The organism is Rheinheimera sp. (assembly GCF_030690345.1).
Taxonomy (GTDB): Bacteria; Pseudomonadota; Gammaproteobacteria; order Enterobacterales; family Alteromonadaceae; genus Alishewanella.
This window is the reverse complement of record NZ_JAUYGV010000001.1, coordinates 764,121-780,532: the sequence shown is the minus strand read 5'-3', so window position 1 is coordinate 780,532 and position 16,412 is coordinate 764,121. Positions and strand designations below refer to the sequence as shown.

General features: G+C 51.2%; 16 protein-coding genes. 11 read left to right on the top strand and 5 right to left on the bottom strand.

Annotated elements, in window-relative coordinates; all coding sequences use genetic code 11:
- Positions 1–52 precede the first annotated feature (52 nt).
- Positions 53–814, top strand: coding sequence for a DUF2884 family protein (locus Q8O77_RS03730; RefSeq protein WP_305551529.1), 762 nt, complete (start codon positions 53–55; stop codon positions 812–814).
- Between the two features lie 3 nt (positions 815–817).
- Here Q8O77_RS03730 and Q8O77_RS03725 read toward each other — a convergent pair whose 3' ends face one another.
- From Q8O77_RS03725 to Q8O77_RS03710, 4 genes are all read right to left on the bottom strand, one after another.
- Positions 818–1,873, bottom strand: a complete 1,056-nt coding sequence (locus Q8O77_RS03725) for a succinylglutamate desuccinylase/aspartoacylase family protein (protein ID WP_305551528.1) — start codon at positions 1,871–1,873, stop codon at positions 818–820.
- A complete protein-coding gene (gene rimK, locus Q8O77_RS03720) occupies positions 1,873–2,790 on the bottom strand; it encodes a 30S ribosomal protein S6--L-glutamate ligase (protein ID WP_305551527.1) in 918 nt (305 codons plus the stop codon). The genes Q8O77_RS03725 and rimK overlap by 1 nt, the downstream gene beginning before the upstream one ends.
- 131 nt (positions 2,791–2,921) lie before the next feature.
- Positions 2,922–4,271 carry a magnesium transporter gene (mgtE, locus tag Q8O77_RS03715; RefSeq protein ID WP_305551526.1) on the bottom strand — a complete coding sequence of 450 codons (1,350 nt, stop codon included), beginning with the start codon at positions 4,269–4,271 and terminating at the stop codon, positions 2,922–2,924.
- Between the two features lie 30 nt (positions 4,272–4,301).
- Positions 4,302–5,276, bottom strand: a complete 975-nt coding sequence (locus Q8O77_RS03710) for a magnesium transporter CorA family protein (protein ID WP_305551525.1) — start codon at positions 5,274–5,276, stop codon at positions 4,302–4,304.
- 180 nt (positions 5,277–5,456) lie between these two features.
- On the opposite strand from Q8O77_RS03710, the gene Q8O77_RS03705 reads away from it, so the two are divergent.
- The 10 genes from Q8O77_RS03705 (at position 5,457) to Q8O77_RS03660 (ending at position 14,990) form a co-directional block, all read left to right on the top strand.
- On the top strand, positions 5,457–7,313 hold the full coding sequence (locus Q8O77_RS03705) for a cytochrome c/FTR1 family iron permease (protein ID WP_305551524.1): 1,857 nt from the start codon (positions 5,457–5,459) through the stop codon (positions 7,311–7,313).
- 98 nt (positions 7,314–7,411) lie between these two features.
- Positions 7,412–9,685 carry a hypothetical protein gene (locus Q8O77_RS03700; RefSeq protein WP_305551523.1) on the top strand — a complete coding sequence of 758 codons (2,274 nt, stop codon included), beginning with the start codon at positions 7,412–7,414 and terminating at the stop codon, positions 9,683–9,685.
- Between the two features lie 10 nt (positions 9,686–9,695).
- On the top strand, positions 9,696–11,411 hold the full coding sequence (locus Q8O77_RS03695) for a toxin-antitoxin system YwqK family antitoxin (RefSeq protein ID WP_305551522.1): 1,716 nt from the start codon (positions 9,696–9,698) through the stop codon (positions 11,409–11,411).
- Positions 11,412–11,566: 155 nt separating this feature from the next.
- Entirely contained in the window at positions 11,567–11,971 is a 405-nt protein-coding gene (locus Q8O77_RS03690; protein ID WP_305551521.1) for a VOC family protein, read from the top strand.
- Positions 11,972–12,028: 57 nt separating this feature from the next.
- The gene (locus Q8O77_RS03685; protein ID WP_305551520.1) at positions 12,029–12,574 is read left to right on the top strand and encodes an isoprenylcysteine carboxylmethyltransferase family protein; all 546 of its coding nucleotides are present in this window, start codon (positions 12,029–12,031) and stop codon (positions 12,572–12,574) included.
- 29 nt (positions 12,575–12,603) lie between these two features.
- Entirely contained in the window at positions 12,604–12,873 is a 270-nt protein-coding gene (locus Q8O77_RS03680; protein ID WP_305551519.1) for a DUF4160 domain-containing protein, read from the top strand.
- The gene (locus tag Q8O77_RS03675; protein WP_305551518.1) at positions 12,867–13,388 is read left to right on the top strand and encodes a DUF2442 domain-containing protein; all 522 of its coding nucleotides are present in this window, start codon (positions 12,867–12,869) and stop codon (positions 13,386–13,388) included. Before Q8O77_RS03680 ends, Q8O77_RS03675 begins: the two co-directional genes overlap by 7 nt.
- Before the next feature lie 11 nt (positions 13,389–13,399).
- On the top strand, positions 13,400–14,131 hold the full coding sequence (locus Q8O77_RS03670) for an SDR family oxidoreductase (RefSeq protein ID WP_305551517.1): 732 nt from the start codon (positions 13,400–13,402) through the stop codon (positions 14,129–14,131).
- Positions 14,132–14,178: 47 nt separating this feature from the next.
- The gene (locus Q8O77_RS03665; protein ID WP_305551516.1) at positions 14,179–14,487 is read left to right on the top strand and encodes an NIPSNAP family protein; all 309 of its coding nucleotides are present in this window, start codon (positions 14,179–14,181) and stop codon (positions 14,485–14,487) included.
- Positions 14,488–14,519: 32 nt separating this feature from the next.
- Positions 14,520–14,990, top strand: coding sequence for a GNAT family N-acetyltransferase (locus Q8O77_RS03660; protein WP_305551515.1), 471 nt, complete (start codon positions 14,520–14,522; stop codon positions 14,988–14,990).
- Positions 14,991–15,036: 46 nt separating this feature from the next.
- On the opposite strand, the gene Q8O77_RS03655 is transcribed toward Q8O77_RS03660, so the two are convergent.
- Entirely contained in the window at positions 15,037–16,287 is a 1,251-nt protein-coding gene (locus tag Q8O77_RS03655) for an ectonucleotide pyrophosphatase/phosphodiesterase (RefSeq protein ID WP_305551514.1), read from the bottom strand.
- Positions 16,288–16,412: the final 125 nt, after the last annotated feature.

The following is a 16,412-nucleotide window of genomic DNA, read 5'->3' as shown; positions in this document are numbered from 1 at the left end:
TGCCGCCGCACTGGCTTAAGCTTTAACCGAACAAGCAGCCGGACAAAAAGTGGTGAAACGTTTTTATATTCTGATAATACTGTTATTGGCAGCGCCGCTGCAGGCGGCAGAGTGCAATATGGCTTTTGCCCACGGTATTCTTATTGCGCCTGAACATATCCGTATTATGCAAAATAACCGCACTCATGTGCAGATCAACGCCGATGAGCAACTGTTTATCCGTGGCGAATGGGTAACGCTTAACGCTGAAGAAACAGCCTTATTACAGCGTTACAGCCAGGGCTTGCGTAAATTTGTACCGGAAATTGTCAGCATTGCGGTTGACGGTGTTGAACTGGGTTTATCCAGTATCGAAGCCATGTTTACCGGTATTGGCAGCAGTGCCCAGCAAGCGGAATGGCGCGAGCTGGTACGTGAAACCACCTTTCAATGGATGTCGCGTTTTGTCCGCACCAACGAGCATTTCTATTTGGCCCCGCAAAGCCTGAATGAGCTGGATTATTTCTTACACGGCGAGCTGAAACCGCAGTTGGATAATTTGGCCAGGCATACTGTTGGCGCTGTGTGGGGCGCACTGCGTGATGCGCTGCGTCATTCTGATAACAACTTTGAGCGCTCAGACAACCAGGAATGGCAAGCCGTGGGCGCCCTGGTGAATAAGATCAATTCCGGGCTGGATGCCAAAGCGGTAGAGCTGGAAGAGAAATCGGCGCTGTTTTGTCAGCGGATGCAGGAGCTGGATAAAATAGAGTTGCAATTACAGCAGCGGGTGCCGGCGCTGCTGGATTACGATGTGGTAGCAGAAAAAGACTAGCGCTTAAACTACGCCATATTCCTCGCCCAACACCGGTGGCATAGCGTTATCTACTTCATCGTTTATCGCATCGACGGTCTTTTCAGCCTCTTCCAGTGAGCTGACTTCAGCGACATGAAACAAGGCTTCACCTTCATTTACCAGCGGCAGGTTGTTGCGACCGATCACAATACCGTCAAAGCTGGCATGTACGGCTACTTCAAAATCAGAGTAGGGCGAGTATATATGCGCCAGTACATCGCCGGTTTTAACCGTTTGCCCCAGCCCGACATAGTAACGGGCTATGCCATCATGCTCGGCGCGTACCCAGCTGCTTTTCTTGGAGAACAACGATTTGGTATTGGGCCGCTTGCGACCGGCACGCAACATGCCCAAGTCTGTCATTACGTTTAAAATGCCGCGTACACCAACATTAATTGACTGCTCATCAAAGCGCAGTGCTTCGCCGGCTTCAAACAGCAAAATAGGAATACCCAGGTTGTTGGCGGTGCCGCGCATAGTACCATCGCGGCTGGCGGCTTTAATAATAATGGGCGCGTTGAACACTTCTGCCATGCGCAGGGCCACTTTGTCTTTAGCGCTGGCTCTTACCTGCGGCAGGTTGGAGCGGTGAATAGCACCGGTGTGCAAATCAATGGCATGGCTGCAGTTTTGCAAAATTTTGTCGGTAAACTGAAATGCCATCCGGCTGCCGAGCGAGCCTTTTTCACTGCCGGGAAAGCTGCGGTTTAAATCGCGCCGATCGGGTAAATAACGCGATTGCTGCACAAAACCATAGGTATTTACTATCGGCACCACTATCAGGGTGCCTTTGAGCTGATTCAGCCGCGGCAGTTTCAGCAGGCGACGGCAAATTTCCACGCCGTTAATTTCATCGCCGTGTAACGCCGCCGTTACCAGCAGCACCGGGCCCTCTCTACGACCATGGATCACATGAGCGCCGATATTCAGCTCAGTGTGGGTGTACAGCTTACCAAAAGGGATATCTACCACGGCACGGCTGCCGGGCGGAATACTGCTGTTACCTAAGGTAAAAGGTGCTCTGCTGCTGGTTTGCATTAGCCGGTTCCTTTGGTGTTCAGTTTGCGCCGCGTTTTATGGCTGACTACTTTTTGCTCCAAAAATTCAATGCTCAGGTTGGCAATGTCTTTACCTGTAGCGGCTTCAATGCCTTCCAGCCCTGGCGAGCTGTTCACTTCCATTACCACAGGGCCATGGTTAGAGCGCAGTAAATCTACCCCGGCCACATTTAAGCCCATGGTTTTAGCTGCCCGAATGGCTGTGCTGCGCTCTTCTTTACTCAGGCGTACCACTGAGGCTGAGCCGCCGCGGTGCAGGTTAGAGCGAAACTCACCGGCTTTAGCCTGGCGTTTCATCGCGGCAACTACTTTGTTGCCCACCACAAAGCAGCGGATATCGGCGCCGTTAGCTTCACGAATATATTCCTGTACCAGGATATTCGCGTTTAAGCCCATAAAGGCTTCTATTACGCTTTCAGCGGCGGTGCGCGTTTCTGCCAACACCACACCTATGCCCTGGGTGCCTTCAAGTAACTTTATCACCAGCGGTGCACCGCCTACCATGTCAATTAAATCGGGGATATCGCCCGGTTTATCGGCAAAGCCGGTTACCGGCAAACCTATGCCCTGGCGCGCCAGCAACTGTAAGCTGCGCAGCTTATCGCGGGCGCGGCTGATAGCTACCGATTCATTTAAGCTGTACACCCCCATCATTTCAAACTGGCGCAGTACAGCGGTGCCGTAAAAGGTGATAGAAGCGCCAATGCGCGGGATCACGGCATCAAAACCGGCCAGCACTTCGCCTTTGTGGTGAATAGAAGAATTGCTGCGGTTAACATTCATATAGCAGGTAAGCGGGTCTATTACCTGGACTTCATGGCCGCGGGCTGTGGCTGCTTCCACCAGACGTTTGGTGGAGTACAATTCTGCGTTGCGCGATAAAATCGCAATTTTCATGCGCTCTCCGATAAGCGGTAATCTAAGTGGCTATTGTAAAAGTGTCTGGCGCGCAGAGCAGCAACAATACTGCTGTTTAAACTAAATAATTCAGTTGCTTTTCCATGGCAGTACAGCTGTTGCCAGCCTGTTCAGGCCAGCAAAAATAACGAGCCTAAGCCGAGAAAGGCAAAAAAGCCAATTACATCGGTAACCGTGGTCAGGATCACCGAGCCGGACAGGGCCGGGTCTATATCCAGCTTTTCCAGCCAAATCGGGATCATCACACCGGATAAGGCAGCCACTACGATGTTGATCACTATCGCCATGCCGATAATGCCGCCGATAATCCAATCACCAAACCAAAAATAGGTGATGGCAGCGATCACCAGTGCCCAAAGTACGCCATTAATGGCACCAACCCCCAGCTCTTTGCGCAGCAGCGTCATATAAGTTTTCGGTGTAATTTGTTCCAGCGCCAGGCCGCGGATCATCAGGGTCAGGGTTTGGCTGCCGGCAATGCCGCCCATACTGGCCACTATCGGCATAAGTACCGCCAGTGCCACGACTTGTTGCAGCGTGGCTTCAAACAAGCCTATAGTCCAGGCGGCTAAAAACGCCGTTAGCAGGTTAATGCCCAGCCACAGTGCACGGCGTTTGGCGCTGTTAAATATCGGCGCAAATAAATCTTCCTCTTCGTCTAAACCTGCGGTATGCATAAATTGGCTTTCGAGGCTGCGCCGCACGTTTTCCAGCGCTTCACCGATAGATAGCCGGCCCAGTAATTTACCTTCGGCATCGGTGACCGCCAGCGCGGTATAGCCGGAGCGCGAGACAATATCCGAGCCCTGGTCCAGCTCCATTTCACCGGCTACCACCGGCGCATCTTTATCAATAAAGGTTTCTACCGGCAAATGGCTACCCAGGCCCAGCAGCTGAGTGGCATGCACCAGGCCAACATAGCGGCCGGTGCGGTCTACCACAAACAGGGCATCGTGGTATTCGGCGTCCTCCGCCAATTGACGGAATAAACGGATAGCGTCACGAACTTTGGCGTTTTTATTGATGATCAACATGTCGTGGTCGGCATAACGGCCACATTGGTCTTCGTCATACGCCAGGGCGGTATCTAACCAGCGGCGCTGGCTTTCGTCCAGCCGCGAGCAGGCATAGTCATAGATGCGCTGCGGCAACTCGTCCAGCAGCTCAATCAGATCATCAACTTCCATGCCTTCAACCAGACTGCGCAGTTGCTGCTCGTCCAGTTGTTTAAAGATGTTTTCCCGCGCGTCAGAGCGCATATAGGTTAGCGCGGCTACCTGATCATCCGGATGCAGGCCCAGCCAGGTGCTTACCCGTTGTTCAACCGGCATTGCCTCCAGCGCTATGGCAATTTCTTCCGGTTCCAGTTGGCTTAGTTTGTCGCTCAGTTGTTCAGCTTCATTCTCATCAAAGCTGTCGCGGACAATTTCTTCAATATCCAAAGCCTGGTTTTCAGCCATATACAACTCCCTGGTCCGTGCTTACGGTGGTTACCACCAGCCGCGTATTTTAAACCAAATCAGCCCGCTAATGCCGCCTAAAGCCATAGCAGTTAATACCATAAAATAGCCATTGCTCATTTGCAGCTCCGGCATATAAATAAAATTCATGCCGTAGATGCCGGCAATAAAGGTCAACGGGATAAAAATAGTACTGACAATGGTTAATACTTTCATCCGTTCGTTAATCTGGTGCGAGGTCGTTGACAGATAGCCCTCCACCAGGTCGCTGAGCTGATCGTAATACAAATCGGTCATGCTGTGCAGCCGTTCAAATTTCTCGTAAAAGTCGCGGATATCCGCCGTGTTAAAATGACGCAACAGCGGATTCTGCTCTTCATACATAGCGTCGGAAAAAATGTCTTTCTGATAGGCCAGATTACGATTAATTTTACGCAGCACCGAGCGGTAGCGCATTATGCGCGCCATATGCTCATCATTGCCACGGTGCAGCATAACATCTTCCAGGTCGCTCTGTTCATCTTCAAAACTAATCAGTTTTTCCAGATAACTGGCCGATACCGCCAAAATCAGTTGTTTTACCCAATCAGCAACCGCATTGCTGCCGTTGTTGCTAAGCTGGGGTTCCAGCTGCTTCAATAATTGCGGGTTATGGCAATGCATACGGCTTATTAATACTTGTTTTGAATACAGTAAGTTAACCTGGGCGCTGCTGGTATATTCGGTAAAGTCGACATCGGCATAGCCGCGCATAATCAGCAGGGTAAAGTCCGGTTGCGCTTCCAGTTTTGGCGGGTGGCGCTGGCGGCTGAAATCTTCTGCCAGCGTAGGGGCTATGGCAAAGTGTTGTAGCACCAGTTGCATTTCTGCGGCGGTAGCGTCGTTCAGGTTTATCCACAGCCGGGCATCAGCCGGTAACGGCGCCGCCAGCTGAGCAGGCAGCTGTGTCACAGTGCTTTGCCGCCAGCTGTTGGTTTCCGGTTCAAAATAGCTAAGTAAAATCATACTGTTTCTCCAACTTCGGCCAGCGTTCAGGCTTATGTTACAGCATATGCATAAAAGCCTGTTACGGGCAAATACGTCAGGTGGTGCTTTTTCTACGCCGGTTAGTGCAGTGCCGGGCGCAACCGGCGGCTAAAAATCGCTATAATGCGAATCATTCTTTTTTGAGCTTTGGATTGTTGTATGCAAAAGCTGCTGTTGTTGTGTTTATTGTTGGTTACGCTGCCCGGCCAGGCATCGGATAAGTTAATTCAACTGATAGAGTATATCGGTGCCGACTATAAAGAAGCGGTGCAGCAGGGCGAGGTGGTTAATGCTGCCGAGTTTGCTGAAATGCAGGAATTTGCCGCGCTGATCCCCGCGCAATTGCCGGCCGGCCATGCAGAGTTACAGCAACAGGCCGCGCAGTTGCAGCAGCTGGTGGCCAGCCATGCTGCTGAAGCGCAAATTCAGCAGTTAACCGCCGCTATGCGCAGCGCGGTAATAGCAGCCATGCCGGCGGTAACCTTACCACAGCAGGTGCCGGATCACGGCCGCGGTAAAGTACTGTATCAGCAAAACTGTGCTATCTGTCACGGCAACACGGCGGAGGGTGATGGCCCTGCCGGCGCGCAGCTGGACCCGGCACCGACCAATTTCCATGATACAGAGCGCTACCGTGCGCGCAGTTTATTTGGCTTGTTTAACACCATCAGCCTTGGGGTAGAAGATACCGGTATGGCCTCCTTTGCTCATTTGGATGCGCAAAGCCGTTGGGACCTGGCTTTCTATGTCGGTGCCATTGCTGCGGACGATAGCGGTGCCGGTGCTTTGCCGGCTGCGCTGGTAACGCAATCTGCTGTCAGTGGTTTGCTTACTGCTACGCCAAACGATATGCACCATGCCGCCGGTGAGCAGGGCGCGGCGCAGATGGCATTGTTTCGTCGTCAACCGCAACAGTTTTTCCATGCTAAACAACTGTCTCCGCTGGATATAGCACAGCAACAACTGGTGCTGGTGCAACAGCAGGTGCAACAACAACAGTATAATTTAGCCTACAACCATGCTGTTGCCGCCTACCTTGATGGCTTTGAGCTGACAGAAAATAATCTGGCGGCAGTAGACAGTGCATTAAAAGATCAAATTGAGCAGCGTATGCTGCAGCTGCGGCAATTACTGCAGCAACAACGCAGCGCGGCTGAACTGCAAACAGAAATTGCGGCGATACAACAATTGCTGCAACAGGCACAAAGCGCGCTGGACAATACTGAGCTGGCCGGCGTTAACGTATTTTTACTGGCACTACTGATTTTACTGCGCGAAGGCCTCGAAGCCTTATTGGTGGTAGCCGCCATATACAGCGTGGCAGTAAAAACGGCACAGCCACAGTTAAAACGCTCAGTGCATTACGGCTGGATAGCGGCATTAGCGTTGGGGGCATTTACCTGGGTGCTGGCCAGTTTCGTTATTACGGTTTCCGGCGCGTCACGCGAGCTGACCGAAGGCTATACTGCGCTAATCGCAGCCGCGATGCTGTTTTATATGGGCTTTTGGATGCACAGTAAAACCTCTGCTGCGCAGTGGCAGCAGTTTATCGGTCGCCAGGTAAATAAAGCCATGACATCGGGCGCGTACTTCGGCTTGGCCCTGGTGGTGTTTTTAGCGGTATATCGTGAAGTGTTTGAAACCATCCTGTTCTATCAGTCCTTGTGGCTGCAGGGTGGCAGTGCCCATCAATTAGCTTTTACCGGCGGCATCGGCGCAGCATTGTTGGCACTGTTGGTGGTGGCGATCGCCTTGTTTAAATTTGCACTTAAACTGCCGTTAAAAACCTTTTTCGGCAGCACAGCACTGCTGATGATAGTGCTGGCGATGGTAATGGTGGGTAAAGGCGTCATGGCGTTGCAGGAAGCCGGCATTATGCCAATAAGCCAGCTGCCGTTGCCAGCCGTGAGCTGGTTGGGCATTTACCCGACAGTGCAGGGCATGGCAGCGCAGGCAGTATTGCTGCTGTTGGCACTGGTATTACTGTTGCAGCAGCGTTATCTGCGTAATGTCTGAGCGGTTGGCCTGGCACCATAGCGGCAGATAAAGCATTTTATTTACAGCAAATTAACGGGCATAATGCGGCGCTTTGTAGTTAAGAAACAAGGAACACCATGAAGTACCTCGTTAGCGCCCTGGCCTGCTGTTTAGTAACAGCCTGCTCTTTTGTTGATACGGACGTTGAATTTAAACCTGAACAAGGCGAAGAGCGGCGCTATCAGGTATACAGCAGCGCCAAAATGACGCTGGACACCGGCCGGCGCACGGAAACCCTTAACACCACATCGCACCAGCTGCTGCGCTACAAAGTAACCGATACCGGCGCAAACAGCCGCTTTGAAGTGCATATTGATTATATGCAAATGCGCGACGGCCAGGGCAGCGGTATCAGCAGCAGCTACCCGGCAGAGCGTAACCCCGAGATGCATGCTATTTTCTCACAAGGCTTTGAGTTTACGGCTAATTTACGTAGTGGCAATGTAACCGGCTTTAGTGCACTGAATAAACCTGTGTGGCAGGCGTTGCTGGCAGAGCGCGGCGCAGAGCTCGAACAAGAGATGAAAAAGCTGTTCAGTTCATCGGCGTTTCTAAGCAGTATTCCGGCCCGCGTTGGCGCTGTAGTGCAGCTTCCGGCTTATCAGGGCCAGGCTGATGCCACCCTTACTGTGCTGCAGCTAACCGACACTCATCTGCTGGCCAGGGTAGAAAGTGAACAGGCTGACGGCAAGTTTTATGGCCATATGCTGCTGGAGCGCGAGCGCGGCTGGTTGGTGCGCTTAGCCTTGGTAACCGAAATGCCGTTTGAGCGTTACGGCTATAACGGCACAGTGCGCAGCAACGTGCTGATGCTGGAGCAGCAGGAGCAGACGGGGGATCTGAGCCAGCGTTTTAGCTTTGAACATGATTTCCCTTCCTTTGAGTATGAACAGCAACCGGCGTTACGGGCGGATGACGCTAATAAAGCCTTAACGCAACAGGTAGTATTTCCGTTTGATGCCGGTTACTTTCAGCAGCAGGAGTATCAGTTACACCTGGTGTATCAGCATGATTTTACTGATGTCTCGCCGGTGGGAGAGTTTCGTTTAAGCAACATTATTGCCCGTAATGCAGAGGGCGTTGCGCTGCCGTTGCAGTTGGGTGCTATGGGCAGTTACAGCTACCCGGAGCAGGACGGTTTATATAAATCTGTGCGGCAAAACCTGCTGCTGGGCTGGAATGCACCGCATGAGTTGTTGCAACAGGTTACGCAGTTTAGTGCCACTGCAGAGTATACTGCGGCCAAATTGGTGCCGCTTAGCCTGACACCGGATCCGGCCAAAACGGTGACGGCACAGTATGAAGACTTAGAACTGGAATTATCTCCGGTGCCGGGCGATCCGCTCAGTTACCGCTTAGCCATCCGCGGTAGTGATAAGCATTGGTTGCTACAGCGTTATGACGGCGCCGAAGGAGCCACCGTGCAGTTTGCCCGGCCACAGTTTGCCGCAGAGCAGAGCACTGCGACAGACTGGCTCAGCGCGCAAGAGCAAACTATGCTGGCGCTGGCATCTGCAGCACACCATGAGCGCATCGTGCTGTTTACTTTTAAACAGCTGCCGCCTGCGCTGACGCTGTATGTTAATGCGGTGTCTGACAGCGGCGTGTTTCGTAAAGACATCACCTTTATGCCGGCAGAGCAATATGAACAAGATGCTGCTTATCCACCGGCGCATGAGCAGCTGTTGTTCAACGAGGACAGCTATGGCGGTTTTTATGATGAGTTTAAAGAGACAGCGCCGGCACAGCCTGACCCGGCTTTACTTGAGCCGCAAATAGTTAATACCTATGGTTTAAGCCTGCACCTTACGGCTGAACAAGCCGCTGTCTGTACCTTAAGCATTAGTGATGCGCCAAAGGTAAACGGCCATACACTGCAGTGGACCCTGCTTAACAACCGCAATAACCAGGTCGGCAATAACCAGGCCGGGGCACCTGCTAAACATGCGCGCTACCAACTGAGTACGGCCGATGGCATCCGGCGCAACTTTTACGATATCAAGCTAAGTAGCAGCTTAAACTGCAGCGGCACACCGCAATGGCATACTGTCGATTACCAACCGCAGCAAAACTGGCTTATAGATATTACCCGTTTGCCGGATGTGGATACTGAGCAAAGCGTGGCAGAGTTTATGCAGCGTTACCGCTTTTTAAATGCACAGGGCCTGGCGTTAGCACCTTTGGTGCTACCAAACCAGGTTGATGACTTTTATCAGCAACCGCTGCAGCAGGTATTGCACAAACAGCGCTGGTTTGCTTTATGGGGCCGCAGCCAGACTATCGAGCGGCTGAGCGTAAGCGGTGAGCCGGTTAACAAGCAGTGGCACAGCCAATTCCCCGCTTTACCTTAAGGAGCGCCCGATGAAACCTGTATTAATACTCTGCGTGCTGCTGTTATCGCTTAGTTTATCGTTTAGTGTGTCGGCAGAGCGTATCTTGCTGGATCAACAATGGCAGCCAAGCGATGAGCCCGGCGAAGTGATGTATTACCTGAAGCAGCCAGCTGAAGAAAAAAACGGTGTGTGGCCGCTGCAGTTATTTCATCTTTCAACAGATAAGCCGTTTTTTAACGGCAGTTTAAACGGGCCGGATTTAGCCGGACATTATCTGGTCGGCGATTTTGAGTTCTTCTATGATAATGGCCAGTTGTCGCGCAGCGGCAGCAGTTCTGCTGATGGCAGCTATCAGGGCACACACCGGCATTATTGGGAAGACGGCACACTAAAGGGCGAATATCAGTACCAAAACGGCCAGCTTCATGGTGAGCAAAAAACTTATCATAACAATGGCCAGCTGCACCGCCATGAGCAGCGTGTTAACGGTAGTGAGCTTGGGTTGGCAGAAAGCTTTCACGACAACGGCCAGTTGGCATCACGTAAAACCTATGGCGCTAACGGCATGGAAGGCTTGTATGAAACCTTCTATGACAACGGTAAACCGGAGCAGAGGGTTAACATGCTGGCCGGTGAATACCAGGGGGAGCGGCTGTACTGGGCCAAAGACGGCTGGGTGATCTATCAGCAGCATTATCTTAACGGTAAGCTGCACGGCGAAGAGCGTTATTACCAGGCCGAAGGTATTTTACGCGATCTGAAGAATTATCAGCATGGCAAATTGGTCGGCTTGCAACAGCATTTCAAAGGCCCCGGGTTATTGGCTGAAACCTTGCAGTACGATAACGACGGCCGTGAAATACAACGTATCAGCTATGGCAGCAAGGGCAAGATAACCGCGCGAACCGATACAGAGTATCCGCCTGGCGGCGCAGTAGTTATTGAGCAGCAGTTTAATGATGCGGCGAAGCTGAGCTACAGACAGCAGCATGACAGTAGCCGTGACTGGAGCCTGCGAGAGACCTTTAACAACGCCGGCGAGCTGATCGGGCGTGAGGAAAAACTTAACGGGCTGTATCAGGGGCTCTATATAGGTCCGGCCTGGAATGGTTATATAAAACGCGCGCATTATGTTAACGGTAAAATGCACGGCGATTATCGGGATGACGCCGAAGATGGCAGCGGCTTTGTCAGCGGCCAATACCAGCATGGTGTAAAAGTGGGGCAGTGGCTAACGAAGAACCCTGACATGTCGTCAACTGAGCGGTTTAACCAGCAGGGCCAGCTTGAGGGCGAACAACTACAAACCAGTGCCGATGGTACGATAATGCGGCAAGAGTTTTACAAAAACGATAAATTACATGGGGAGTATTTACTCCGTCGTTTTGATGGCCAGTTAGAAGCTAAAGGCCGTTATGTGAATGGTAAACGCGAGGGCAATTGGCAGCTGCTGGACGAAACCAGCTACAGCACGGTTAAGTTGTGGCAGGGTAACTATAAAGCCGGGCGCGAAGTGGGCCGCTGGCAGGCTTTTTCTGCCAACGGCCACTTGCTGGGGCTGATGCAGTATGACGATAAAGGTCGGCTGCAGGGCAAAGCCTACAGCTTTAACGAAGACGGCAGCTTGATAGAAAGCGACGAGTACCTTGATAACTTACGTCATGGCCGCTCGGTATATTACCAACAGGGCGAGCCGGCTTCGGTTTATCGCTATTTGCATGGCAGTCTTATACCGGCAGAATAAAACCCGACAAAGCAAAAAACCGGCACAATGTGTCGGTTTTTTGTTTCTGCTTGTCGAATTTGTTTATGGTTATCCGATTACAGGCAGGTAGCTGCAAGGTTATATCGCCAGCTATTATTTGTAACGACTAACTAACTGCTATTCGGAGAAACAGCATGAGCCGCATGATATTTGTTAACCTGCCGGTAAAAGACTTAACCGCCTCCATGGCGTTTTATACCGCGCTGGGTTTTAGCAACAACCCGCACTTTACGGATGACACCGCTGCCTGTATGGTTTGGAGCAAAGAAATTTACGTAATGCTGCTAACCCACGACAAGTGGCGCCAGTTTACCAACAGGGCCATTCCGGCAACGACCGCAAGCGAGGTGATGCTGGCGTTGTCATGCGATAGCCGCGATGCGGTTGATGCTATGAATAATGCAGCAAAGCAGGGCGGTACGGCAGATATTAATCCCGTGCAGGATTTGGGCTTTATGTACAGCCGCGCCTTTACCGATCCGGATGGCCATATTTGGGAACCGTTCTGGATGGACCCTGCCGCTGTGCCGGCAGAATAAGGCTGTTTTTGTGCTGCCGGCGTTATTGCCTGCAGCTCAGTTGTAAAGGAGTAAAGCATGCAATGGCTTGAACTGCGGCTACCGCCGGTAGCCCTGGTTATAATACTGGCTGGCGCTATGTGGCTGCTGGTAGCAGTTAACCCGGCACTGGCTATTGCGTTGCCGGCGGCTGTCGTTGTAGCCGCCATTTTTATGTTGGCCGGCACTGCGGTGGCGCTGCTGGGTGTGTATGCGTTTAAACAGGCCCGCACTACGGTAGATCCGCGCAGCCCGGACAAGGCAGAAGCGCTGGTAGTCGCCGGCATTTACCGGCTAAGCCGCAACCCGATGTATCTGGGCTTTTTACTGCTTTTGCTCGGCTTTGCCTGTTACCTGCAGCATATGCTGCCGTTTTTGTTACTGCCGCTGTTTGTGCTTTATATCAACCGCTTTCAAATCCGGCCGGAAGAGCGCTATATGCAACAAAAATTCGCCGCGGACTTTAGCGCTTACTGCGCCAAAGTACCGCGCTGGCTGGCACTGCAATTCTGGTTGCCCGGGTTGTTGTTGCTAAGCGGTTATATTTTGCTGGCTATTTGTCTCTTTCAGGATACGCTGCTATAGTATGCACATTACGCTGAGTGTGGATTGCTATGCCGGAGATTGACGCTTTTTTGGGCCTTTCATTCTGCTTGTATTTCTTTGATAACAAACAGCATAAATTACCTCACATACATGTTAAGTACGGCAGCCATGAGGTAATTATTGCCATTGAAACGGGCAAATGTCTGGAAGGGTATTTACCGAATAAACAGCGTAAACGGGCAGAGAGCCATATTGCAGCACACCGTGTGCAATTAATGGATATGTGGCATAAAGCGGTAAAGGGAAAAAATCCGGGGAAGTTGGAGGATTTATGTTAAAAATCATTGATGTAGATTGGGTTGCTGATTATACACTTACGCTGACATTCAATGACGGCTTTGAGGGTCTGGCCGATTTATCGGCGTACTTTTGTAACCCCCCTTTTTCTGCAATAACAGACTTTAAGAAGTTTTCTTTAACCGCAGAAGGTTCCTTAAACTGGAGTGGTAACGAATTATCTGCTGCTACGTTGCGTGATGCAACGCAGGGCGGGTATAAGGCATCGGATTTAAGCGTTAATGTTATGGAGATTGAACAGGTTATTAAGCAAGCTTCCTGGGACTCTATGCAAGAAGGCCGGCCTGATATTTTGCAGGCGGCCATTCGCGCTTACGTTGAACAGTTTGGCCATAGTCAGGTTATTGCTAAAGCAGGTATTAAAAGCCGTACCAGTGCTTACCGCTCACTTAAACCGCAAACCACGCCAAGCTTTGCTACTTTGGTTCAGCTTGGACATGCCGTAATTGAATTGGCAAAAGATCGCATCTCCCCGACGCCTGCACTTAAGCTGTAAGGAATTTTTTTATGAGTAAAGTTGTAATCGTAACTGGTGGTGGCCGGGGCATTGGAGCGGCTACCTCTGAGCTGCTGGCATCAAAGAGATACAGGGTTTGTGTCAATTATCGGGCAGATGCTGCAAGTGCGAATGCAACGGTTAGCAACATTACAGTATCAGGTGGTGAAGCATTTTCATTTCAGGCTGATGTATCCAATGAAAGTGACGTAATCGCTTTGTTTGATGCCACTGAAACAAGGTTCGGAGCTGTTACTCATTTGGTCAATAATGCGGGAATTCTGTTGCCGCAATCTGGTTTTGCAGACATTGGTATTGAGCGATTTAACAAGGTCCTGATATCTAATGTGACGAGCTGTTTTCTTTGCTCGCGTGAGTTTATCAAACGGGCTAAATCAAAGGGGGCTATCGTCAATGTGTCTTCAGCTGCTGCCAGAACCGGTGCACCATTTGAATACATCGATTATGCAGCCTCTAAAGGCGCAATGGACTCTTTAACAAAAGGCCTGTCGCTGGAAGTTGCAGCAAAGGGTATTCGGGTTAATTCAGTAAGGCCGGGTTTTATTTATACACAAATGCACGCAGATGGTGGCGAACCAAGCCGGGTCGATCGTTTGTCTTCGCAGATCCCTCTGCAGCGTGGCGGCACAGCTGGTGAAGTAGCCAATGCCATTGCCTGGTTATTATCAGACGAAGCATCTTATGTTACCGGCTCTTTTATTGATTTAGCCGGCGGGAAATAGTAGTTCCGGATCCATTGAATTAATTGTCAGGCATAAAGGAAAATACAGTGGTTACCTGCTATCTGCGATATATCATTGACCCATACAAACTGCAAGAGTTTGAGCATTACGGCAAACTCTGGATCCCGCTGGTTGAGAAATTCGGTGGTAAACATCATGGTTATTTTTTGCCGTCCGAGGGCGCAAATAACGTTGCTCTTGCCATGTTCACTTTCCCTGGTCTGGCTGAGTACGAACAGTATCGGCAAAAATCACTTCAGGACACGGCCTGCATAGCGGCGTTTAAATATGCTGAAGAAACAAAATGCATTATTAGCTATGAGCGCACATTCTTCAGGCCTGTGTTCAACGCCTGACAGGTGGTTCAGTAGCAAGACGGGAGGTATGAGTGAATATCAGGGAAATGGAACAGAGGGATCTGGAGGCTGTAAGTGCAATCTGCATAGATTCTTTTTCACAATCGGTAGCAGGCAGCCTGTCCGCAGCCGGAGTGTCCACCTTCAACAACATTGCTGCAAGCAGTGCCTTTCTTAACCGAATGCAGCAGGACAACGTGATGTTTGTGGCAGAACGCGATGGCAAGATTAACGGCGTAATTGAGCTTAAAGAGGGCCGCCATGTTGCCATGCTATTTGTTGCGCCAGAATGTCAGAAGCAAGGTGTCGGCCGTGCCTTAATTGCCGCCGCTTTGCGGTATGCGCGGGCAGACAGCGTAACGGTAAAGGCTTCGCTGTCTTCTGTTGCGGCGTATGAAAAGTATGGTTTCAAGTGCAACGGCGGCATAGCCGAAACCGCGGGTTTGGTTTTCCAGCCGATGGAAATTGAGCGTAGCAAATTTACGCCTTCCCGAGCCTTGTAAGTAAAGCAGCCCCGGGCACTATTGTGCGCAGGGCATAGTGTTATTTTCAGGACCCTGTTGTACTGTGCAGTACGGTATCCGGCCAGGCTGGGTTACCGTCGTTAGCGGCAGGTGTTAAGCCCAGAATGCGGCACATCAGGTTATACAGCTCGGTATTACTGAAAGCAGGAATAGTGCTGCCGGCTTTAAATGCCGGGCCGTGGCCGATAAAAATGGCCTGCATATAGTCGCTCTGGTTGTCATAACCGTGGCTACCGCTGGTTTTGCCTTCAGCGGCCATCTGCTGGTATTTTGCTGCGGTTTTTTGCTGAATTAGCCGCCAGCCGGGCTGTGGCACGACTAACAATGGCGCTATGCGATTATTGTCCCGGTAACGCCAGCGTGCGGGTAAGCTGGTTTTTTTATACACTTTGGCTTGTGGCGGTAAGCTGCGGCTTAGCTGCTGATAAATGCTGTCCAGTTTGCCTTCGCGCGGGAAGATTGAAACAATCTCTGCTGTCCATAGCGTAAGCAGGGCATCGCGGCTGTTAAACAACTGATCTAATTCAATAACTTGTTGTGGCGGCGTTTCTGCCATGCCGTGGTCTGACACCAGCATAATATTTACTTTGCGGTATAACCCCCGTTGGCTTAACCCTGCCAGTAAACGGCCAATCGCCTGGTCTACATCTGCTATTGCTGCGGCGACTTCTGCCGAGTCAGGGCCGTAAGTGTGGCCGGCATCATCTACCGCACTAAAATACAAGCTTAAAAAGCGCGGGCGCTCTGCCCCGGGTAAATCCAGCCATTGCAGCACAGAGTCGACTCTATCGTTATGGCTTACGTTGCCGTCATAGCGTTGCCAGTAACTGGGGCGCACATTCTTTATCGCCGCTTCGGAGCCCGGGTAAAAATAGGTAGCCGCTTTTACGCCCTGAGATTCAGCGGTAACCCATATTGGCTCACCATGCCACCAGCGCGCATTGGTCACTTCTTCGGCCTTATTTAGCCGGAAAATAGCATCAAAGTCGGCATCAAATATGTTGTTCTCAACAATGCCGTGCTTAGCCGGGTACAGGCCGGTAACAATGCTGTAGTGATTGGGGAAGGTTTTAGTGGGGAATACCGGCTGCATGCTCTGTGCCCTAAGGCCTTCCTGTGCCAGTTTTTTAATATTGGCCGCAGGGTATTGCTGCAGGTAGCGGTTGGCAAAGCCATCGATAGAAATCAACAGCACGCTGTCGGGCTGCGCTGTTACGGCAAAGCTAACCAGCAGGCTAAAGTGCAGAACCAGCTGTATTATCCGGGAAAATATCATAAGTTTGGTCTGGTAGTAAAAATCCGCTGCAGTGTATGCTGCCAATAATAAGTTAAGATGACAGATCCGATAAACTGCCGGCCTGGTGCCATAAATGGCGGGCACAATCCGAAAGGATTAGGCGT

Excerpts from the sequence above, each read along its gene's own strand:
- Q8O77_RS03655 (WP_305551514.1), bottom strand. The coding sequence starts at position 16,287 with ATGATATTTTCCCGGATAATACAGCTGGTTCTGCACTTTAGCCTGCTG.
- Q8O77_RS03695 (WP_305551522.1), top strand. The coding sequence starts at position 9,696 with ATGAAACCTGTATTAATACTCTGCGTGCTGCTGTTATCGCTTAGTTTA.
- Q8O77_RS03680 (WP_305551519.1), top strand. The coding sequence starts at position 12,604 with ATGCCGGAGATTGACGCTTTTTTGGGCCTTTCATTCTGCTTGTATTTC.
- Q8O77_RS03685 (WP_305551520.1), top strand. The coding sequence starts at position 12,029 with ATGCAATGGCTTGAACTGCGGCTACCGCCGGTAGCCCTGGTTATAATA.
- Q8O77_RS03670 (WP_305551517.1), top strand. The coding sequence starts at position 13,400 with ATGAGTAAAGTTGTAATCGTAACTGGTGGTGGCCGGGGCATTGGAGCG.
- Q8O77_RS03725 (WP_305551528.1), bottom strand. The coding sequence starts at position 1,873 with ATGCAAACCAGCAGCAGAGCACCTTTTACCTTAGGTAACAGCAGTATT.
- Q8O77_RS03700 (WP_305551523.1), top strand. The coding sequence starts at position 7,412 with ATGAAGTACCTCGTTAGCGCCCTGGCCTGCTGTTTAGTAACAGCCTGC.
- Q8O77_RS03705 (WP_305551524.1), top strand. The coding sequence starts at position 5,457 with ATGCAAAAGCTGCTGTTGTTGTGTTTATTGTTGGTTACGCTGCCCGGC.
- Q8O77_RS03690 (WP_305551521.1), top strand. The coding sequence starts at position 11,567 with ATGAGCCGCATGATATTTGTTAACCTGCCGGTAAAAGACTTAACCGCC.
- Q8O77_RS03710 (WP_305551525.1), bottom strand. The coding sequence starts at position 5,276 with ATGATTTTACTTAGCTATTTTGAACCGGAAACCAACAGCTGGCGGCAA.
- mgtE (WP_305551526.1), bottom strand. The coding sequence starts at position 4,271 with ATGGCTGAAAACCAGGCTTTGGATATTGAAGAAATTGTCCGCGACAGC.
- Q8O77_RS03675 (WP_305551518.1), top strand. The coding sequence starts at position 12,867 with ATGTTAAAAATCATTGATGTAGATTGGGTTGCTGATTATACACTTACG.
- rimK (WP_305551527.1), bottom strand. The coding sequence starts at position 2,790 with ATGAAAATTGCGATTTTATCGCGCAACGCAGAATTGTACTCCACCAAA.